Source organism: Sediminitomix flava (assembly GCF_003149185.1).
GTDB classification, from domain to species: Bacteria; Bacteroidota; Bacteroidia; order Cytophagales; family Flammeovirgaceae; genus Sediminitomix; species Sediminitomix flava.
In genome coordinates this window covers 288179-310189 of record NZ_QGDO01000007.1, presented here as the reverse complement: position 1 = coordinate 310189, position 22011 = coordinate 288179, and the positions used below count along the sequence as shown (strand labels likewise).

Here is a 22011-nt window from a genome sequence, read left to right as displayed (position 1 = left end):
TTTAAATTAAAAACTAAGCACAACAAGGGGCATATTGCACAGGTCGTTTGCGACGCAACCCGCCTGCGACACCATGCCCAAGTCGTTGTGCATAAAATTATGAAAAAGCTAATTTTAATATTAATACAGGTTCTCTTCTTATGTATTTTGAACGCGTGTGAAATGAAACACACTGAAAAGGAACTAGAGTCAAACTTTACAATTGAACAGATTGCTGATCTAAGAAAGATAACCGAATTCTTTAAGAACTCGATTTGTGACGATACAGGTTTAGATTTTAAAGTTTGTTTTAATGAAAAAAACTACGGTTCATTACTAGTAAATGCATTTGAATTGTTATCAAGAATAGATTTTGATGAACAACAGAAACTTTATAAACAGATTTCATCAACAACTTTTGATGAAATTTGGATGTTTTGCGAAGCAACACGTTATCCTAGTAAGAGAAAGTTTCAGGATATTTGTTCAGTCTATGATGGTAAGTATCAAAAATATTTAATAGATCTAGGAAAAAAAAATATAAGAATTGCTAAATATGCTGATAAAATTCAGGCTTCGGGTGGTTTTAATGTATTTGATATTGGGCTTAATGAAATTTTTAAAGAAAACAGTTATTTTGATTTGGATGACCCTAATATTCAATTAATCTTAGCTATTCATTTCTTGTCGATAAATGATCAGATCAAGAGAAACCCTCTTTTAAATGAACTAGAAGAACCTTTAAAAATAGCCCCATTAGAATGAAATACTATGCACAACAAGGGGCATATTGCACAAGCATCTGCGACGCAATCTGCCTGCGACACCATGCCCGAGCCGTTAGCTATCATCTATTTTTGAGATGGAAGAATTTGAAAAGAATAAAATTCTAAATTTTCTAGTTGGAGATGAAGCTAGTATGGATTTCGAATATTGGCTTTATAATGAGTCTGATTTAGAATCTAGAGTTGGAGAAGATTTGTATTTTGAACTCATTGAAGTTAATTATGATGACAAAGACATATTAAATATTCTTCAAAAGAAGATATTAGATAAATATATATCACAAGCTGATTTTGAACGTAGTAGATACTATAAGATTCTGAGAGATTCGGGGTGGTACCCAAATAGAAAAATCAGTTTGCATAAAAGCAAAATAAACACTCAACCTGAGGTTCAAAATGCAGAAAAAATTCTTGAAGAATTTGGAGGATTGAAGTTAGTTTCTCCATGCAAAACAGATAATTGGACACTTACTCTAGTTGAATTTTTAGACCATCCAAATCGGACTTACAATATGAGTGATTACGGCATTAACAAAAACTTTGTTTGTTTTGCGTCAGCTCATAATGATCACATAAATTTATTTGTAGATGGAGAAGGTAAATTCTATCAGTTAGATAATGTAGTAAGTTTAGATTTGTATCTGTATGAAGGCGATGATTTTGAACAAATGATGAAGGAACTTCTAGAGTTAACTGATACAACTTCTTTTAAAGTAATAGGAAAGAAAAAAAGATAGCTAACAAGGGGCATAGTTCACACCGCGCTAACCGTCAACACGACCTAAGTGCAAAACCATGCCCGATACGTTAGCGGTCAGTAAGTAAAAAACAAAACGATTGAAAAATAAAGGACTTGTAATAACAACAATTGTCTTTTTCCTAATTGTGAATTTAAGTCATTTTTGGGAAGGGAAAATAGGTATTTGGGCTTTTCCAATTTTCATTTATTTGATAATTATCTTTTTAGTCTTATTGATGATATGTCTAATTCAAATTGTGAAAGGGTTCAAAGAAAAATTTTCGAATCGAAATCGAAACGTGATGATCGTAATAATTGCGATTAGTTTAGGATTAATTTTCTTGAAACCAAGGGGAATAATAAATTTTGACAGATTTGAAGGTGAAGACTTATTCATAGCCCAAAGAGAAGGAGCATTAAATTGCATGACAACTTTCAAATTGAAACCAAATAATAAGTTTAAAGAAAGGAGTGTATGTTTTGGCATAAGTGAGGTGAGAGGAAATTACGAAATCAAAAATGATACAATTTTCTTTTCTAATGTAAGTGTAACAAGAGGAAGTGAAGAATATTACAAATTCGGAATCCTCAAAAAATCAAAATACCGAGACGAGAAAGCATTCTTCAGATATCGAAGTGGAAGCGATTCAATTGGACACGAACTTTGGATCAAGAAAAATGAAATAATGAATTAAAGAAGCCGAACCGCTAACAAGGGGCATATTCCACAGGCATTTGCGACGCAATCTGCCTGCGATACCATGCCCGTATCGTTGTGCAACATTAGCAACTAATAAATGAAGAAAATCAGCTTTGACATAACTATCAACAATATAAATAGTATTGCTGATTTTGTTGTAAAAACACTTTTTTATATCGGAATAGCTGTATTTATTATATCTATACCTTTAATTGAAAAAATTATTTCAATTTATATAGTACTAGGAGTTTGGAGTGTAGCACTGATTTTAAACTTTATATTTTCAAAGAAAGAAAATGGAGTAATTAATTTTCTTAATTATTGTATTGTTCTTAACTCACATCAGATTCGATATGATAAAATTCTAAAGCTAAAGTTTATTTACTTAGGATATGAGGGATTTCATACGTCTTTAAAAAATATCTCAAATGGTGATATGAATCAATTGATTTTATATTTAAAAGATGGTTCATCAATTAAATTACAAGTATTCTTAGTCTCTAAATTAGAGAAACAGCAATTATGCAATTGTTTAGATAGCCTTCCTGTTCAAGTTGAATCGAAGAATACTAAAAATAAATGGAGTTTGCCTAATATTTTAGGTCTTAACGAGTAAAATAAACATTGCACAACAAAGGGCATATTCCACAGGCAGCTATGCGACGCAATCTGCCTGCGATACCATGCCCGGGTCGTTGGCATCCATAATATGAGGAATCTACTTTTTTACATATTGGTTTTGACTACACCCATCACTTCTTGTCAATCGAAACAAGATTTTAACCATGATAAGTATTTAATTTATCAAGATTCTTTACCCAAAACATCGAATTTAATTTCAGTAGAATATTCAATTTCACCACAGAATAAAATAGAGGTAATGGAATTAGAAGAGTCTAGAAACAAAGACTCCGAATGGAATCCAATTTCGAAAAATGATAGACAAAAGAAATTTGATTTAAGGGTAGTTGTGGATACAAAAGATACTCTTTCTATCGATATCGAAAAATATTGGGGTTATCAAATGCCAAAACTAAAATATACGATATTTAACAAAGCCGATAGTGATTCAAGTTTGGTTCAAGCATTACCTGTTTACATATTTAATTTGGATACTACTAAGCAGATTTATCTTGAAACTCAAGATGGAAGAGTATTGATGATTTGTGAAGCTAAGGATGATAAAGGTAAATGGAAACCAATAGAGTATTGGCAATATAGTTGGTGTGGTAATAGTTACTATGATTCAGAACTTAAAAGGAATGAATGTGCTGTTATTAAAGTATTGAACTTTGGTGGTAGTTTTGAAACAGAGCTTAGATATAAGTTGAAAAATTATGATAGTGTATATTATTCAAACTCTTTTCAAGGCTCCATAGATATTAATCAATTTACTTTACCCAAAGATTATCAAAATTCACGAATTACAAGAAAGTTTGATAGCCTTGATTATCTAGACTTTATTTACTTTAAAAATTAAAAACAGATGCCAACAAGGGGCATATTCCACAGCCATATGCGATGCAATCTGGCTGCGATACCATGCCCGATTCGTTGTAGCCAATTGAAAATAAAAAATGAAAGTTCGGTGTAAAAACTGTTTACCGAAAGAAGGAATTGAAATTCCAGAGTTTTCCTCAGCTGAAAAAGAGCACTATAGGAAAGTGAAAGAAGGCTCAACTATTCGAGCAGTAAAAAAACTGATAGATGAAAAGAAATTGAGTCACAGAGATGCAAAATACATTGTGACACATATCAACATTGAATATGGTCAGTGTAACCGATGTAGTTTCAAACAACTTGACGAAGAATATGGGAAATGTCCTAAGTGTAGTGCTTTAAATTTTAACTGGAAAAGATCTTAAGAATGGAGTTTAAACTGTGGTTAGAGTTCGAAGAAGTTGATCCGAATAATTGGGATGTTGAAAATGAATTTGCGAATATTCATGTCACGCTATCAGATGGAAGAGACTACGGTATTAACGTATGGACATATAAATTCTTAGAGACGTCATTAAAGCATGATATGGAAAGTGGAGAAAATTTGAAAGGTCTTTATCAAATTCCACCAGATTTGTTTGTAAAAGAATTGACAAGGGATTGCATTGAAAGAACAATTTCTGAATTATTGGAAAAAGGAGATTTGGAAAATATTTTAAACCCGACAGTAATTAACAATAAAAAATAAAACTGGCTACAACAAGGGGCATAGCTCACACCACACTCACCGTCAACACGACCTAAGTGCGATACCATGCCCGAGTCGTTATGTACAAGTTTCTATTATCTATGTAGATGAGGTTTTACCAGATTATATTTTTATTCATTTTAGCTTCTTGTGGTGTCAATAAGGATGATTTAATCACTAATTACGAAAAGAACTCCAAAGAAATTCAAGAGCTTCATTTCTACTTTCGTAATAAGATACCAAAGAATTATTCAGTTCAGATTCGATTCAATTCTAAGAATAATTTTGATTTATCAGTCTTTGATACTGATACTAGACAACAGTTAATAAAAGTATGGGACTTTGATCTTGAATCTTTTACTTCTAAACCAGACTTTTTAAATGTCAAAGAGCATCTTAATTTAACGGATGAAAGTTTTATTGAATTGTTTTTAAAATTAGAAGAGGTAAACTGTATTGGAATTTCTAATGGAAACCCAGCAGAAATAGAATATGGTTACCGAGGATTAGGAGTATACAGTTATTTATTATTTGAGTATGATTTGAATTCTAGTCAACAAAAAAAGTACTCGGATAATTGCTCGTTTCAATATTATAAAGACAATATTGTTTTAGCTTTTAATAGTGGAGCTTTTGGCAATGAATGTATATCAGATTTTAAATCAAATTAAGAAAAGTACATAACAAGGGGCATATTCCACAGGCAGCTATGCGACGCAACCTGCCTGCGATACCATGCCCGATACGTTATAGGCAATTATTATGACTTTAGAAGAGTTTAAAAACATATTGAAGAATGGGGCAGAAAAAGAGAAACATGAAGCTATTTCTAATGCCAATTCAGAATTACTAAACTCTGAGATTTTTTTTCTTTTAATTGAATTATTGAAATCCCCTGAATCACACATTCGTTTTTTTGCTCTTTATCATCTAATAGATAAGTTTTCAGAATCACTTACAAATATTGATGACTCTTTAATCGGTGAAATTTACAATCTATTATTTGATCAATTTACACCAGTAGTTGATAAAACGTTTTGGGCTCTCAGTATTATAGGTGACAGAGCACTAGATATGTTGTTAGACGAGTATTATAAAGGAGATAATGAAACAAAAATAAAGATCACTTATGCGATTGGTAGAGGTAATTTTAGTCATCGTAGCAAAGATAGAATTCACGTATTACTTGATGGATTAAAATCCAAAAATATTGATATTAAGTTTTCTTCGATGTGTGAAATTATGTCTAATACTCCCATCGCGAACGAACATAAAAGTGAGTGGAATTCAGTCCAAGATAAAACGGTTGACTTGGAAATGATTTATGATCAAGTATTACTAGTAGCAAGAGAATTTATAGAATTGAATTATGATAGATATCAAAATTCATCATCTTACTATATTAAACTAATTGAAAATAAAAAAAGCCTATAACAAGGGGCATAGACCACAGGCAGTATGCGACGCTATCTGCCTGCGATACCATGCCCGAGTCGTTAGCATTAAATAATGAAGTATATTCCAATAATTTACATAGTGTTCATTTTTTCTATTTCATGTTCAAATAAAGATGCCAATATGGAATACTCTAAAGAAGATCTTCTTGAAACTCTAAATATTCATAGGGGACATAATAACATAAGTAGTACTCTCTATGAGAAATTGAAAATATACATTGAAAATGGAGGGTATTTAGATACTGAAGATTGGTTGTTTTTTATAGAGTACAAATTTGAAAATGAAGAGATACTTGATATTGAAGAACTTCAAAAGAAGAGACATACCCTTGTTACATTTGATACTAAAAATGTATTATTTCATTTAAAGAATGCAGGCTTTTTTAAGGAAACCAATTGCTCAGATAACGTTCTTAAAGATAAAAAGGTCAAGCAGAGACAATTTACTGAAGAGTCTATGTTGATTGCATTGCAAGATAATACTAAAGCTATTCTGCTAGATTTAGAGGCTGATGTATGTAAGGAAAACTCATCTTACACAGAATATCTTAAGGATATGGAGGAGCTTTCAAAGCAAACCTTCAAACCAACAGAAATAAAAGAAACATGGGATTCTGATGAGGGACCAATCGAAATATCCTTTGTAAGTAATGGAAATAGATATGCTGTAAATCCTAATTATTGGGATGATTGGTATGACCTAAGTGAAATAACTAAAAAAATAAACCAAAGCCTTGAAATAAATAAGGCAGGACTTTATACACTAACATCCGAATTTACAGGTGGTCAAGAAATACTACTTTTGTTTTTAACGGATGAAGAAAAGTTGGTAATTGAGAGGGAGTTGAAGTGGCAAATAGTCAAATTATAAAATAATGCTAACATCGGCTATAGGTGCATTGTCCACGCAGTGTTGCGGTCGACTCGACCTTAGCCGATACACACGCACTATAGCCTAGGCGTTGGGCTCAATATTGCTAATTAAAAAATCTATTATGAAATATCCCCAAAAAAGAGGTTCTGAAAAACTTAATGAAATTTTAAGTGCTCAAGAGAAATTTAAGTCAGAACAAGAGCAATTGCTACATGAAGTGCTTAAGAGAAAAAAAGAAGGTAAAGAAAAATATTTCTCAAAATTTCAGAAGGTATATAATGATATCATAAAACCTGTCTTTGACGATTTAGGTGTTTCTTTTAAAGACTATGGACATGAATTAAAGTTAAAGTATGAAAATTTGAATATAGAAAATGTCCAACCAGAGATACGTTTTGAACTGTTTTTGAATGGTGATAGTAGTCCGATTCGGATCATGATTTTTGGAAAAGGGGTAAATCAGAATGTTATGTTTTCAATGGAAAAATCAATTGTTAATAGTAAAATACATGTTTTTCAGTTTGATGAAATTACTCGAGATAAAGTTGAAGATGTTTTAATTCAAATGCTTAAAAGCCCAATTAAATAAAACTGAGCCCAACAAGGGGCATATTGCACAGGCAGTCTTGCGACGCAATCTGCCTGCGACACCATGCCCAAGTCGTTGTGCTTAATAAGTATAACTCTTAAGAATCATAGAAATGAAATTTCTAATATGATAGTTCTAATTGTTCGATTCAACTAAAGATAATACTTGGGCAGAATTTACAGATATACAAAATGTGGTCTGATAATTACTATTATTTGAACATCTATAAAGATGAATTTTTAAGTGAGAAAGTTTCGACTCAAAAAATATTAGAGTTTTTAAATGAGATTTCTGACCTTGAAAATATTGGAGATTTTCGATTTCAAAATAAAGAACATTTTCCTTTTATAGAATTGTCGCTTCTAGATGCAAAAAGTATAGATAATTGGAATGAATTAGATTCAAGTTTCGATGATACAAACTTGATAACAATTGTCTGTACTAAGAAAAATCATGACGACTATAAAGTAATCGAAAAAGTGTTGATCAAAATTTCTTCATTTCTAAAATGGACATTAGTAGATGAAGAAACTGATGAAGGAGTTGAAAACTACATTATTTGGAAACCTTAAAAACTAAGCACAACAAGGGGCATATTCCACAGGCAGCTATGCGACGCAATCTGCCTGCGATACCCTGCCCGAGTCGTTAGCCTCCATAAGAGATGAAAAAGTTATTATTATTTGTATTAATTCTGAATTTAGACTTATCAGTAAATGCCCAAATAAGTGATAAAGTCAAAGTTATAGTAAAGAATTACCCTTCTAGATTTACGAAACCTGAAAAAATAGCATCTAAAATTAATAAAGATTTTAAAGAAGAGGTTGATAAAGTTGGAGCAATATATTTTTGGATCGCTAACAATATAGCCTATGATGTTGAAACACTTTATTCAAAAAAGAATAAGAAAGGTGTGTATTTTACTTATCGTACTAAGGAAGAATTAAAGCGAAAAGAACAAAAATATAATGAAAAGTTAGTAAGGTCAGTTCTTAAGAAAAAAGTGGCAATATGTGATGGATACTCTAGGATTTTTAAAAGTTTATGTGATTTAACTGATATTGAATGTGTAATTATTAGTGGTTCATCCAAAACAGTAAAGGGAGATATTGGGATATATCCGAAAGTTGAAGATCATGCGTGGAATGCAGTTAAGATTAATAATGAGTGGAAGTTAATAGATTCAACTTGGGGAGCGGGATATGTAAATTCAGAGCTGTTTATCAAAGAATATGATGAATCATACTTTTTTACTGATCCTGAATTTTTTTTTTATAAGCATTATCCCTCCGATGCTAAGTGGCTGTTAATTTCTAAGACAAAAGAAGATTTTGCAAACCTTCCTTTATATTATTCAGAATATTTAAATTCAGATTTTAAAATTGAATCTCCCCAAATCGGAGTAATTGATAGTTCTGAAGGGGATAAAGTTATTTTTTATCTTAATTCAGAAACAAGCCGAAAGTTAACATATGCATTTAATAATGATAAGTATTCAACTCGAATCGAGATAAAAAAAGATAAAGGGAAACCGTATTTTGAGATTCCTAAAGGCGGAAGGAAAAGAGGATATTTGACTATTTATTGCAATAATAAAGCAATAGCTGTATACAAATTAAAGCCATTATTGAAAGTATAAATAACAGAGGCTAACAAGGGGCATATTGCACAGGCCGTCTTGCGACGCAACCTGCCTGCGACACCATGCCCGAGTCGTTATAGGGAATGATTAATAAAATTAACTTGAGAGTATTATTTACTATATTTTTTTGGCTTTTAGTGAGAGTTATCTATTCGCAAAATGTAATATATGATACCCTATATTATGAAATCGAAAAAGTAGAGGAATTATTAGATGATAGCTCTATTGATTTAGATGAACTAACTAGAGAGTATTCATCTTTAGATTCGCTAATTGAATTGAATTTAGCAGATGGAACCCCGTTATCAGAAATTGATACCCTCCATAAAGTAGCATTTAAATTAAAAGGCGTATGGCAATTCGAAAAGAGTGTAATTAGCGGAATTCAAAAACAAAAAAATCAGTATTATCTTGAGTTTTCTATGGACTCAACGTCAAGGAAGATGTTTGTTGACAGTTATAACGAGTATCCTATAAAGTATCCAAGAATTATTTCAACATGTAAATCAATACCAAGTATTGTTAAATATAAGAATAGGTATTGCATTTTATGGACAAGTATGATAAGTCAGCAAATTGAGGAAATAGAATTACTTAATGAAGATGAATTAATACTAAGATTGTGGGATATTCATTACTCAAAGTATATTAAATATGCCAAGCGAACTAATCGATTAAGATTTTTAAAAAGGATAAAATAACCCTATAACAAGGGGCATAGTTCACACCGCACTTACCAGCAACACGACCTAAGTGCATTACCATGCCCGATTCGTTATAGCTAATTGATAATGGATTCAAGAGATCTTTTTAATACTTCAAAAAGATTAATACATAAGGTGAACTGGGAATATGAGTATTACCACATAGGTCAATCACCTAATAAAGATGTTAAGACTTTAGTACGTCTAATTTCTGATTATTTTCAGACAACAAAAGTTCATCTGATTTTAGACAGACAAAATTCAAGAACGATATCTTTAACTGAATTGGAATTACTTTTACAGACTCTTGATGATAATTACGTTTTATGGAATGAACACTTTATTTCAAGTATAGATCATAAGTCGATAGGTGTTTATCGAAAAGGACGGATAATTTGAAAAATGGAAATACTAGATTGTATATTGACGATTTGAAGCTTCTAGAACAATTAATTGACTCAAAGTGTAATTGGAAGGAAGTCTTTCAGACAGCTATAAATAATAATCACAGTCTGCTTATTGTAGGCGATTAAAAAGCTATAACAAGGGGCATATTCCACAGGCAGCTATGCGACGCAATCTGCCTGCGATATCATGCCCGGGTCGTTAGGCACAAGAGTTAGTGTATTCTCATTTTTTTGAATGAAAGATGAGTCGATTAAACTAGACTTAATTTGAAATGGGTGAAAATTCAAAAGACAATAAAAGCTCTTTAAGAATAAAGGCAGACAAAGTAAAAGACCTAAGATGTAAAAATTTGATAGCTGTTCTGGAAGAACCAACAGATTTCAAGAATATTGGTAAAGTGGTACGTACTATAAATGCATTAGGAGTTGAGAAGCTCTATGTGGTTGATAGTAAAAAAAGACTACCCGAAGAATGGGAAGGAATGAGGTCAAGAAAGTCACTTTTAAATACATCTGTTTCTGCTATTAAATGGACTTTTGTCAAGACTTTTGAAAGTACAGATAAGTGTCTGGAACATCTAGAGAAAAATAGATATATTTCAATTGTTACATCACCACATGTGAAAGGGAAAAAGAATCTATATCTTCAAGATGGTAATTATACTCAAAAAAGATTAGCAGTTTGGTTTGGTAATGAATCTGTTTGTCCGAGGATCTCAAGCTGATCAATAATCTCTCTGAGCCTGTTGTATTCTTTCCTTAATTTGATATTGAGTCGTTTTGCTCTAGGATGGTTTGACTTTATTTTCTCTAATTCTGAATGATCATCCCAGTATTCAGGGTGTACATGTTCTTTGAGGTTAATCCAATGTATTTTTCGGTTAATAGTCAGACGGAGGTAAATCGTACACTCGCCACTTTTTTTTGGATGACTAGTTCTTAAATTTAATTTTACAGTACAACTCATAAGTTTTATAGGTTAAAATGTTTAGCAAAAATTTGGTCAAACAAGATTGCTAAACACTCTGAGACCAAATTGCTAAACAAATGAGGGTATCTACTGCTTGTAGATCAAATTTTGTGTAAAACAAAAATGCCCTCACGTAGTCGTAAGAGCATAATGTTCAAATTCTGCGTATTCTGTAACATATCTTGTAGCCCCAGCGGGACTTTAATTTAAGTTTTAACATACTTAAAAGCAGCTGTTTTTGCCACTTTAAGTATGTTTTTGACAAATACATCCCCCTAATGTGTCCCCTAATTTCTTCCCCTATTAGACAAACCTGATTACAGCAAAGAATAAGCCTCGGCATTTAGATCGTCACACAACTATAATGTCGTTATTATGAATGTTAGATATCATTTATCGGGAACTCTGAACAGGAAAGGAGAGGATAAAATATTCCTATATTTTAGGCTTAATGGCAAGCGTTATAAACTATATACAAGACTGAAGGTAAAACCTGAGCAATGGGATTCCATAAGGATGTGTGTTAAACGAAAAACAGCAAATGCTCTTGCTATAAATAAATATCTTATGACCCAGCAGGAGAAAGTATTGACTATTTTTTACAATGCACTAGCTGAGGGTAAAGAGGAAAACGAGGTGATTGCTTTGATTAGGGCTTTATTTCAACCACCTGAAGCGAATGATTTTTTTTCTGTTTTTGAAGAATTTGCGGCATTTAGAGGGAAGTATGATAGTATAAGAACTAAGAAAAAGTACCTTGTAGTTGTAAGTTTGTTGAAAAGATTTCAAAAATCTACAGGTTATAAAATAACATTTCAGACAATCAATCTTTCATTCCTTGATCACTTCCTTGATTATTCATTTGAGAAAGGAAGACAGGATAGTACAATCCATGGAAATATTAAAAGCATTAAAGCTTTCATGCGCTGGGCTTATGATCGTAAATACCACGATAATGATTCTTATCTAGTTCTCAAATATAAATCTCCTCCTAAAAAAGAACCAATTGTACTAACTGAGCAGGAATTGATAAAGTTGTTCACTCATGAATTTGCAACTGAAGATAAGAATCTTGATGTAGCCCGTGACCTTTTCTGTTTTGCATGCTTTACTTGTCAGCGTTATAGTGATTTAATTAAATTTGATGAAGCCCAATTATCAGAGAACCTTTGGCGATTCATGTCTAAGAAAACTAAAAAAGGTATAACGGTACCTTTGGTGGGCTATGCTTCCCCAGCGATAAAGATTCTGAAAAAGTATAATGGAAAATTGCCCAGAATACATAATGCTAAATTAAATGAGTTCATTAAAGAGGCTAGCCGTAAGGCAGGGATAACAAGAGAAGTTGAGAAATATAATTACTCTGGTAGTAACATAAAGGTAACAAAGATTCCAAAATGGAAGTGTGTAACATCACATATGGCAAGGCGAACAGGGATAACGTTACTACTTCAAAACGGAGTTCCTGTAACAACCGTAATGAAGCTTACTGGTCATCAAGATTTAAAGACTTTGATGAAATATGTGGCAACCAGCGAAGAAGATTTAAAAAATGCACTAAAAGAGATTAAAATAATACCTTCCAATCAAAAATAAACTTGCAGATAATGTTGTGTTTATGCAGTGGTGGTGATTTTTTTTTCATCACCACTTTTTTGATTGACTTTGGATTTCTACCCCCATGTAAATAAAACTTATTAAAACATGGAAGTGAAATATTATTTAAAAGGGACTCTTGATAAGGCTGGGTTTGATAGGGTATATGCCTCTATAAATCATCCTCAGTATCGTACAAGATTCAAATCTTATCCAAAAGGAATAAAGGTACGAAAAGCCGATTGGGATATGGAGCAACAGAGGGTAAAGGGAGAAGTAGGAAAAATGATAAATCCCAAGTTAGATCTTATTGCTGAAAAAGTTGGTGAATTATTTGAGCATACAAGTTCACTCAATCAGAAACAACTCAAGGACTTGATTGACTCTCGTGTCAAGAATATTGAGAAATCATTTTTACAACATGCACTAACAGATTTTCTCAAAACAAAGCATACAGAAAACCGCAGAAAAGAATATCGTCGTCTTCTAGAAAGACTAGAAAAGGTGGCAGTGGGCTTAGGTACCCATTTGGGGTTTGAAGCTATTGACCTTACTTTTTTGGATACGTTCAAAGCTTCATTCGACTCGTTGAATCAGTCTCCAGAGACGAAAAAGAAGTATTTGAAGAATCTCAAGTCTTTCCTTAAGTGGTCTTATGATCGTAACTATCATAGTAATGACCTTTTCAAAATGGGAGAAGAGTTTAAGGTTCGATCCGTAAATGAATCTGTAGGGCATTACCTTAAGTTAGATGAAATTATCAAAATCATGGAATTGGAGTTAACGGATTCTGATTTGGTCTTCTATCGCAATTTGTTGTTGCTTACTATCTTCACGGGACAACGAATCTCCGATATACTCCATGTCTCTAAAGCTGATCTTCATTTTGATACATGGGATTTCATTTCGCAAAAGACAGGAAATAGAATGATAGTGCCTTTGAAGGACGGTTTTGGTAAATTAGCAGCTCAAATATTTAATGAGTTTGATTACAGTATTCCAAAAGTTCATTCTAAGAAAGGTTCTGCGAATTTCATCTCTGAAAAGTCTCTTCTTGTAAAGCTTAATATTGCAATTAAAAAGATTTGTAAAATGGCAGGCTTGTATCGAGAAATTAAAGTAAAGAGGAGAGGAGTCGATGATTTAATGACAATGCCTCTGTATTCTGTAGTCTCTTCGAAATGGGGGCGAAAGACTTTTATTACTCATCACAAAGTCCAATCAGTAGATGCAGATGTTCTAACATGGATAGTGGGGCATGAAGATAAGAACAGAAGGAAAGATGTATATGATGGTCGCGGAGTAGAAGAGGTTATTGAAGAGATCAAGAATAAGATGTCTACGGTAGTTTCAGAACTTGAAACCTTTATGAAAATTAATACAACAGTACATGAAAGAAAGGTTTCAAGTAGCAAAGGTTTGGGGGGCAAAGAAAGTTCAGTGAGAACAAAAGCTAATCTTGAACTTTTAAAGCAGATGTCAGAGGAAATGAAGCCAGTAGAGCAATTTGTTAATTCCTTTGCACTAATCCATCAAAGGGTTGAAAATAGATTTGCTTCTTAATACCTCGTGTTGGTTCTTCAAATAAACCGTATGTCCTACTAATTGATGGTTAGGACATACGGTTTTCTTATTTTATCCTGTCCCGAAATAACAATTCACTTAAATTTTTTTCTTCTCATCAGAGTACTTTCTATAAGTTGTCCGATAATATTATGAAAGCATGATTCAGTTCGTGTGGAAAAAAATACATTCAAGAGAATGAGAGAGAGATTTTTATTTGCCAGTGAGGCTTCAAAAAAAGAAGCTATCGCATGTTTGACGGAATAAGATTTGAGCTACCCCATCAAGACTGGGAGTTCTGGTTAAATCATGAAACCCTAGATTTCCATGGAGCCTATTCGCTCAATACTGGAGCGGTCAAGGGAGGCTCTTGTGCCGTTACCTATCAAGGTCTAAGGTTTGAATTGAAAGAGACCAACGACAAAGGTTTGCTCTTAAAGGTAAGGGGCAGTTTACCAAAGTTCTATAACAAAGGAGCTGTTGGTTATGATGATCTAAACTATCATGAAATGAGGGAGGTGTTACTACAGCTTGAAGCTCTTGGAATACCTATCAACAGATCTAGGATAACCAATATCGAATTGGGGTTCAATGTTTATCTTGATTATACAACAGCCAGGGTACTAAAGAGCTTCAAGTATACCGAAGAAGCCGAGTTTAGTTTTGAGAAGAACGATAACTTTCAAGGCACTATTTGTAAACGGAATGACTATGAGTTAAAAGTTTACGATAAAGCAAAGGTCTTTCAAATCAAAGACCTAGAGGTTATACGCCTAGAAATAAAGGCGCGTAAGATGCGCTTCTTCAAAGAGGCAGAGATTGTTTTTTTGAGTGACTTATTAGATCCTGTGAAGAGTCAAATTGCCTTCTCAAAGTGGTTAGATATTTTCAAGAAGATAACCTTCTCATATTATTCATTTGAGCAAATTGAAATGCTTAATGAACAAGATCAACTACATCTATATCGATGGGAATCACCCGAACATTGGGAACGCTTGAGACATAAACCATCTGCACTTAAAACCTTGAAAGAAGAAAGAAGACGCTTCCGCATTTTCATCCAGCGAACGGGAGGTGACAGCAAGTTTGATAGTATTCTTTCTGAGGTTTGTGAAATGTATGAAAGGAACTGGGTTGCAAAATTAGGTACGTAGGAAGTGAATCAACTCAAACTGATGCACACTTAGTATAAATGGTGAAATCGTCAAAAGATGAGGTTCTAAGAAAGCTACACCATTTACTACATTATAGAGACAAGTATTAGAGAATTACTCAAGTACTTGCCTCTTTTTTTGCCTTCAAACTTAAAGTCGTCTACTGAATTAGGAGACTTTGTAACTCCATTGTATTCTCTTTTGCTAGGCATTTGTGGTTTAACCTGAGAGATTCAGATAAATAATATAATGATAGTTCAAGAAGGGGATAAAAGGTTTTATGACGACAGATAAGGGCATTTGACTCATTTTCACTGTTCCTGTCACTCCTCTAATACCTAACTAGGCTGTCTACAAAAAAAATTATTTATCAACTATGAATCTTACACCAATAAGCATTCGAGGTCATCAAGGAATAACCCAGCGAGTACTTCCAAAGAGCATCCCAATCAACCACCTCATAGAGATGTACATTAATGAGCTTGACCGTTCTCTATACACTGTTGAAGAAGCCATTGAGCGGTTTGGTGACACTCACCATGCAAGAGCTAGAGGTAGAACTACCTTTTTGGCAAAGAAGTCCTTGCATGGATTTTTTACCTTTATCCAAGAGAGTTACGGAGGTATGCTATATGATATCCCTGCCCAGATGAAGAGCTTTAGGGAGCATATAAACACTCAGTACAAAGACGGTAAATTAACCTTCCATCAAAAAGCTCATTTACTCTGCCGCATCAATAATGACAAGCAGTTCACCCAATTCCAAAAGCAAGAATGTCGAACCTTAAGTCAGTTTTTATCCGAAGAAGAAGTAACAAACATTTCAGAACATCATACGTCAACTGATGAGCAGATAGATAAACTTCTGAAAGGCTTAGAAGAAGTACCTTTGATAAAAGAATACCTAAATTATGTACTTAGGCAGGGACGTTTAAAGAAAGCAACAGGTACCCCCTCAACCAAAATGATATTCCTACGTAAGTTCCTTCGTTATGTCTTTTTAAACAAAATAGCCGCTCAAGACATTGATGACTGTGACTGGAATGCTTCAGTGTACACAAAAGAGAATGTAGACAGCTTCATTTATTATGTTTCACAAGGACGCCTTGATAAACGAGGTAAGATTCAAACTGAAGGGAACCCTATTCGTTCAGTTGGAGTAAACAACTACATCCTTGCTCTAAAGAACTTCTTTGCATTCCTTTTAGAAAAAGAACTAAACCCAACCAGAAAGAGAGAGTTCATCAATAAAGCCATACAATTACTTAGGGAGAAAGAATGTCAAGTATACAGCAATGGCACTCTATCAATTACTGATGGACACGACATTAAACAAACAAGGAGTGACTTAGAGATTTACATGGATGCAGATGCAACATATCAGGAACATATCTCTAAGTTGACTAAACTATCACAGTATGCCTTACATCCTGTGGATAAAGTCCCTGCCAGATGCTATTTACCCAAGTATATCTGTGATGAAATAATAGAATGCTTTAATAAGGCATTGAAAGCAAATGAAGATCGTGCTGGGGCTAATCATAAGAAAACCCAGCGGTTCGCTGGGCTTATACGCCTAAAGTATTCTATTATCCTTGCCATTGAGGCAGGGCTTAGGGTATCAACAATTGGTCATATTCATGTAGAAGACTATACAATCAACAAGGATGGTACTGGAGTCCTTCAATTACGTTTCTGTAAAGGTTACGAACCCTTTGAAGCACCATCTTTGCCTCTAAGTAAAGAAGCGGTAGACGCTTTAGAGTCAGCACGGGAAGCTCAAGAAATAGGTTCAGGCCCTATCTTCAAAAAAAATATGAAAAGCTCCTTTCTACGATTCTTTAGAGAATGGCATCCTACACAAGGAAAATACACAGATAGCAAAGGCAAGTTGCATCAGATATCCATGCACTACTTTAGGTATACGTTTGGTGCAAATATGCTTGATAAGACAAAAAACCTCTCGCTTGTATCAAAGTTATTGTCACATCGAGATACAGCCATAACAGAGAAAATCTATTTGAGAGACAAGCTCAATGAGGAGTTAATGAGCGTATATACCAAGACTGATGATAACACTTAATAAAGGATAAAGTTCTTTCTCTATATCAGATTTATTATGGTGAATCATATTAATATATATATGTCTAAATAGAAAAGCTGTATTAGTTCTGTAAATAGGTGTAGTGTGTGACGATCTAAATACTAATAATGCTTACTACATACTACAATTTTTAGTCTTATCCATTGATATATCCTAAGTTTGATCCCTACTTTTATAACGGTAGGTTTTTGGGAAGTACATAGATAAAAAAGGTATAGTTTACCATTTTAAACTCTCAAATGTCCTCGACAAATCTTTAATGTAATGACACTATTACCTTCTTGGTGCAGTCAATATCCTGTGAAACCTTAGAACTCGATGATACTTTTTAATTTTCAAGAACTCTAGAACAGAATCCTTTATCGGATAATGTCTAGAGTTCTTTTGTTTTTCAACTGACCTCCTTTAGATATAGTTGATATCCTTTTATCGGATGTGTATGCGTATCTGTTCTAAAAGTGATTTGATGATAGCCTAGTTTCCTTAGCGTTTTCCCAATTTTCTCTCGATCTTTCAAATTGAAAATAGGCTTTCCTCCAGTTTTCTTTTCTGACTCGTTAATGTGTTCGATAAGTTGTGAAGTATTCATCTTCACAATGTTCTCCTCAGAAAGTCCTTCTTCGGGGGTTGAGATGTATTTATGAAGTATTTCTTCTTCATTACTTGTCACAGTGAATTGCTGATTTCGCTTATTGATTGAAGCTGTCTCTTGCTCATTAAACCAATACCTCTCACCACGTTTAAAGAGTCTGAGTGCTTGAGCAAATACCTTATTCATATTTATTTTATGATTATGATCAAGACGATCAACTTTATAGATAAGAAAGCGTCTATTTCCAGTTTCATCAATGAGGAGGTTATCTTTGTTACTAGTACCTACAAAGGAAGCTTTTCGATCATAAGTTTCATCATGACGAGCAAAAGACTTTCTAAATTGTATTTGTTTTTGAGAAAGTATGGCTTTTAAAGATGTCGCCTCACTATCTCTCAGGGTATCTAGCTCATCCATTATGATAAGACCATTCTGGGAGATTTTAGTCAAGGTATCATTATTGTTTTTTCTGAGTAATCCTTGATGTATATAAGTTTTTAGCTCTTGAGGCATTAGTTTTAAAAGCCACTTTGTCTTTCCAATACCTTGATCTCCTATGAAAATAAGAGCATTCTCATTGTAGACACCCTCTTTGTACATAGTAGCTACAAAAGCGATCATCCATTTTCTGAAATAGGGATAAAACACTTCTTGCATGGCTTTATTTTGGATAGGGTCTTTACTAAAAGTAATAGTCTTGACAAGCTGGCCAATGTAGTCAATTCCATCAGCCTTGTGTCGCTTACAAACTTTCTCTAAGTAGCATTCGAATGGATCAATTTGATGAACAAAATTACTTTCCAGTAAATCTCTAAGGGCTGAAGTAGATATCTTATAACCAGCATTGTTCAACTCTCTTTTGATACTATTGTAATCAAACTTGTGAAGGGATCGATATTTACGTTGTCTGGAAGTTTTAAACTCCGTACGCTCTAGGACTGTATTGTACCTAAATCGGTAATTTTTATTTAGGTAATTTTCAACATTATCTTCAGAGGAAGGTACTATGGAAGGCTCTTTCTTTGCCGAAGTCTTAACCTTATTTGTTACAGGTTTACTACTTTTATTTTTTTGAGAACGCTCACTTTTCTTGTAAGTAACTAATTCTTCTCCAAATGGGATAGTGAGTTGTATGCCTTGATTTATTGGTTGCTTTTTTTTCATATAATTTTATTTAATGATTTTCTGCTATGGGAGTAGAAAGGTGGAAATGAAAAAGAAAGCAATAATTCACAATTAACATTGTTTAACTTACTGGGTTGGTTGTTGTTGTATTTGACAATGTATCAGTAGGTTATGTCTGAGTTGATTAAATGATGCTAGGCATTTTCGCTGGGTGTACCGTTGGGTATGCCGCTGGTTATTATTCATTAGGTTAGTAAATAGTTTTTAAATAAGATGATTTTAGCAGCATTTATTCAAGCGAAATATCTATGAATGAGTATCAATAATAGATTGGAACCAAGGCCCTAATCAGCATTCAAGATTGAGGAGTTAACTTCTTGTATGACTAAATAAAAAACTCTTGTAGTAAGTAGTAACTTAAATCTTAAGAGAAGGTAAATTTTCTGTGAAGAAAGAACATATAAAAATGGAATAACCTTCATGTATTTTTTCTTGAAATATATAGATTAAAAATAATGATGCAGTTTGACTAAAAAGCCCCTTTTATTACGGTATTAATTAATGAAAAATAGTACATGACATAGGGTTTAAATCCATTAGATGATATCTTAATTAAGGTATTGAGAACATTTAAGGCTCTCAGTGTATGAGTTACTTATTAGTTCAAGTTTCCGATTTTATTAAATTTATTGATCTAAAATCGGTGAGAAAGTCATGTTTATTTTATAACCCTAAATTAAAGTATTATGAGTGGAATTCCAGATCCAGGTTTTACGTTTGATGAGCATACAGCAATCGTTATGACAGATCCACAAAACGATTTTTTAAACCCAAATGGAGCTGCATGGCCAGTAGTTGGTAAAAGTGTCACAGAAAACAACACTGTTGAAAATATGGAGGCACTTTTTAAAGTAGCCGCTGAAACCAACATGCTTGTTTTTATATCCCCTCACTATTACTATCCTTCTGACAAAGGTTGGCAAATAGAAGGGGCACTAGAAAAACTAATGCATGACATCCATATGTATGAAAGAACTGGTATTTTAAATCTAGAAGGCTTTGAGGGATCAGGTGCTGATTTTTTAGATCAATTCAAAAAATATATCTATCAAGACAATGTCATACAATGTCACGCTCATAAAGTTTTTGGTCCTGAAACAAATGATTTAGTACTACAGTTACGCAAACGTCATATAAACCAAGTACTGATGTGTGGTATGTCTGCTAATCTTTGTGTAGAGTCTCATACAAGAGAATTACTAGAAACAGGTTTTAAGGTAGCTATTGCTAAAGATGCGACTGCGGCAGCTATCGTAGGGGAGTATGATGGTTACAAAGCAGCTTTAACGAACTTTAGAATGCTTGCTAGTCATGTTTATACCACTGCTGAAGCTGTAGAAGCGATTAAGAGTAGATAACAATTCATTTTAATCCAATAAGCCACTTTTCTGTATTTATATCAGGAGGTGGCTTATTCTATATATGTTTGTGATTTTAATGAAGATTGAATTTTAGTGTCCTTCATGGATAAAGAAAATGATATAAGAGGTTTCCGTTATTCTTGAAGAATTATTTATCATAATTGTAAATATCAGTATGATATGTCCCCTAGTAAAAAAATCAGAATTTTATCAATAGATGGTGGAGGAATTAGAGGAGTAATTCCTGCATTTACGGTAAAATATATTGAAGATTACCTAAAAAGTAGAGTGCCTAATACTACAATTGCAGATTATTTCGACTTAATTGCTGGAACAAGCACAGGAGGTATATTAACATGTATATATCTCACTCCTGAAGAACGTAAAAGTAAAAAAGCAAAATACAACGCTACTGATGCATTAGACTTTTATATAAAAGAAGGGTATAACATATTTAATGCTGCAAAAGAAAAAAATATTAAGCGGTTTTGGGGGTTAAAAAGTGCAGCTAAGTATAGATCAGATAACATTGAAAATATTTTTTTAAGAGTTTTTGGTGATACTCATGTTAGTGATCTGATCAAACCGAGTTTGATTACAACATATAATATGGATACCAAAACAGCATTTTTTTTTACCAGTCATTGCGATACAGAATATAGAGATTTCTATGTTAGAGATGCGGCAAGATCAACCTCTTCTGCCCCTACATATTTCAATCCTCCTAAGATAAAGAACTTAGCTCCTAAAGCTTCTATGGAGTATTTAATGAATCTTGATGGAAGTGTTTTTGCAACTAATCCTTCTATGTGTGCTTATGCAGAAGCACGTAAAACAAACTTCCAAGATAGAGGAATTAATCAACCTACAGCTTCTCAAATTAGTATTTTATCATTAGGTACAGGTGCAGGTTTTGACTTAATAGGGAAAGAAAAAAGTAACCAATGGAATTTACTCAAATGGGCAGAATCAATTCCTGAAATTATGATGGAGGGAAGCTGTGAAACAGTAGATTTTCAAATGCAACAACTATATAAAACACTTAAAGAAGAACAGTCAACAGGGTATTTACGCTTAAATCTACCAATAGAATTTCGAAAGTTTTCTCCAGATATTGCTGATGCATCATCAAAAAATATTCAAGCTTTATTAGACTCAGCAAAGAAAGGGGTTGATTATGCTAGAGAGAATCAGAACCTTGACGGATTTTTAGATAAGTTGTTAGAATAGGAATTATGTTTTTTACTCTAATCATAAAAATCATCAATTAAGGTAGGTAGAAGATTTATAAAACATGAGCTTTTATAAGATATATTAATTCTAGAGTAATAACCTTTTTTGATAATTAGGATACGATTTTTTAAGGCTATTTCTTATGCTTAAATCTAGGATATGAATATGAATATGAGTATTTAACTTAAG

Annotated in this window: 24 protein-coding genes; 22 read left to right on the top strand and 2 right to left on the bottom strand. The window is 33.1% G+C overall.

Annotated elements, in window-relative coordinates:
* The 16 genes from BC781_RS21840 to BC781_RS21765 all read left to right on the top strand — a co-directional run.
* Positions 1-744 (top strand): hypothetical protein (locus BC781_RS21840; protein ID WP_211323926.1); only part of this gene is annotated, 744 nt, incomplete at its 5' end.
* Positions 745-841: 97 nt separating this feature from the next.
* The gene (locus BC781_RS21835) at positions 842-1501 is read left to right on the top strand and encodes an SUKH-3 domain-containing protein (RefSeq protein WP_109621934.1); all 660 of its coding nucleotides are present in this window, start codon (positions 842-844) and stop codon (positions 1499-1501) included.
* 304 nt (positions 1502-1805) lie between these two features.
* Positions 1806-2198: a hypothetical protein gene (locus tag BC781_RS21830; RefSeq protein WP_146201758.1), complete on the top strand. Its 393-nt coding sequence runs from the start codon at positions 1806-1808 to the stop codon at positions 2196-2198.
* Positions 2199-2300: 102 nt separating this feature from the next.
* Positions 2301-2819, top strand: a complete 519-nt coding sequence (locus BC781_RS21825) for a hypothetical protein (RefSeq protein WP_109621932.1) — start codon at positions 2301-2303, stop codon at positions 2817-2819.
* 264 nt (positions 2820-3083) lie between these two features.
* Positions 3084-3683 carry a hypothetical protein gene (locus BC781_RS21820; RefSeq protein ID WP_146201757.1) on the top strand — a complete coding sequence of 200 codons (600 nt, stop codon included), beginning with the start codon at positions 3084-3086 and terminating at the stop codon, positions 3681-3683.
* A gap of 97 nt (positions 3684-3780) precedes the next feature.
* Entirely contained in the window at positions 3781-4068 is a 288-nt protein-coding gene (locus BC781_RS21815) for a hypothetical protein (RefSeq protein WP_109621930.1), read from the top strand.
* Positions 4069-4070: 2 nt separating this feature from the next.
* A complete protein-coding gene (locus BC781_RS21810; protein ID WP_109621929.1) occupies positions 4071-4391 on the top strand; it encodes a hypothetical protein in 321 nt (106 codons plus the stop codon).
* Positions 4392-4498: 107 nt separating this feature from the next.
* Entirely contained in the window at positions 4499-5062 is a 564-nt protein-coding gene (locus BC781_RS21805; protein WP_109621927.1) for a hypothetical protein, read from the top strand.
* 91 nt (positions 5063-5153) lie between these two features.
* Positions 5154-5825, top strand: coding sequence for a HEAT repeat domain-containing protein (locus tag BC781_RS21800; RefSeq protein WP_109621925.1), 672 nt, complete (start codon positions 5154-5156; stop codon positions 5823-5825).
* Positions 5826-5900: 75 nt separating this feature from the next.
* Positions 5901-6719, top strand: a complete 819-nt coding sequence (locus BC781_RS21795; protein WP_146201756.1) for a hypothetical protein — start codon at positions 5901-5903, stop codon at positions 6717-6719.
* A gap of 124 nt (positions 6720-6843) precedes the next feature.
* A complete protein-coding gene (locus tag BC781_RS21790) occupies positions 6844-7311 on the top strand; it encodes a hypothetical protein (RefSeq protein ID WP_109621922.1) in 468 nt (155 codons plus the stop codon).
* Positions 7312-7502: 191 nt separating this feature from the next.
* Positions 7503-7883, top strand: coding sequence for a hypothetical protein (locus BC781_RS21785; RefSeq protein ID WP_109621920.1), 381 nt, complete (start codon positions 7503-7505; stop codon positions 7881-7883).
* A gap of 92 nt (positions 7884-7975) precedes the next feature.
* Complete coding sequence (locus BC781_RS21780) at positions 7976-8950, top strand: transglutaminase domain-containing protein (RefSeq protein ID WP_109621918.1); 975 nt, start codon at positions 7976-7978, stop codon at positions 8948-8950.
* An 86-nt stretch (positions 8951-9036) separates the two neighbouring features.
* The gene (locus BC781_RS21775; RefSeq protein WP_109621916.1) at positions 9037-9654 is read left to right on the top strand and encodes a hypothetical protein; all 618 of its coding nucleotides are present in this window, start codon (positions 9037-9039) and stop codon (positions 9652-9654) included.
* A 90-nt stretch (positions 9655-9744) separates the two neighbouring features.
* Positions 9745-10056 (top strand): hypothetical protein, encoded by a 312-nt coding sequence (locus BC781_RS21770; protein WP_109621914.1) that lies wholly within the window; start codon positions 9745-9747, stop codon positions 10054-10056.
* A 280-nt stretch (positions 10057-10336) separates the two neighbouring features.
* On the top strand, positions 10337-10789 hold the full coding sequence (locus BC781_RS21765; protein WP_109621912.1) for a TrmH family RNA methyltransferase: 453 nt from the start codon (positions 10337-10339) through the stop codon (positions 10787-10789).
* Here BC781_RS21765 and BC781_RS25900 read toward each other — a convergent pair.
* Entirely contained in the window at positions 10729-11031 is a 303-nt protein-coding gene (locus tag BC781_RS25900) for an Arm DNA-binding domain-containing protein (RefSeq protein WP_109621910.1), read from the bottom strand. The two genes, BC781_RS21765 and BC781_RS25900, sit on opposite strands and share 61 nt — an antisense overlap.
* A 378-nt stretch (positions 11032-11409) precedes the next feature.
* On the opposite strand from BC781_RS25900, the gene BC781_RS21755 reads away from it, so the two are divergent.
* The 4 genes from BC781_RS21755 (at position 11410) to BC781_RS21740 (ending at position 17430) form a co-directional block, all read left to right on the top strand.
* A complete protein-coding gene (locus BC781_RS21755) occupies positions 11410-12630 on the top strand; it encodes a tyrosine-type recombinase/integrase (RefSeq protein WP_109621907.1) in 1221 nt (406 codons plus the stop codon).
* Between the two features lie 108 nt (positions 12631-12738).
* Entirely contained in the window at positions 12739-14193 is a 1455-nt protein-coding gene (locus BC781_RS21750) for a tyrosine-type recombinase/integrase (protein WP_109621905.1), read from the top strand.
* 251 nt (positions 14194-14444) lie between these two features.
* A complete protein-coding gene (locus BC781_RS21745) occupies positions 14445-15347 on the top strand; it encodes a hypothetical protein (RefSeq protein WP_109621903.1) in 903 nt (300 codons plus the stop codon).
* Positions 15348-15723: 376 nt separating this feature from the next.
* Positions 15724-17430 (top strand): tyrosine-type recombinase/integrase, encoded by a 1707-nt coding sequence (locus tag BC781_RS21740; RefSeq protein WP_109621901.1) that lies wholly within the window; start codon positions 15724-15726, stop codon positions 17428-17430.
* A 412-nt stretch (positions 17431-17842) separates the two neighbouring features.
* Here BC781_RS21740 and BC781_RS21735 read toward each other — a convergent pair whose 3' ends face one another.
* The gene (locus BC781_RS21735; protein WP_109621899.1) at positions 17843-19207 is read right to left on the bottom strand and encodes a VapE domain-containing protein; all 1365 of its coding nucleotides are present in this window, start codon (positions 19205-19207) and stop codon (positions 17843-17845) included.
* Positions 19208-19914: 707 nt separating this feature from the next.
* On the opposite strand from BC781_RS21735, the gene BC781_RS21730 reads away from it, so the two are divergent.
* On the top strand, positions 19915-20586 hold the full coding sequence (locus tag BC781_RS21730) for an isochorismatase family protein (RefSeq protein WP_109621897.1): 672 nt from the start codon (positions 19915-19917) through the stop codon (positions 20584-20586).
* Between the two features lie 183 nt (positions 20587-20769).
* Entirely contained in the window at positions 20770-21819 is a 1050-nt protein-coding gene (locus tag BC781_RS21725; protein ID WP_109621895.1) for a patatin-like phospholipase family protein, read from the top strand.
* Positions 21820-22011 lie beyond the last annotated feature (192 nt).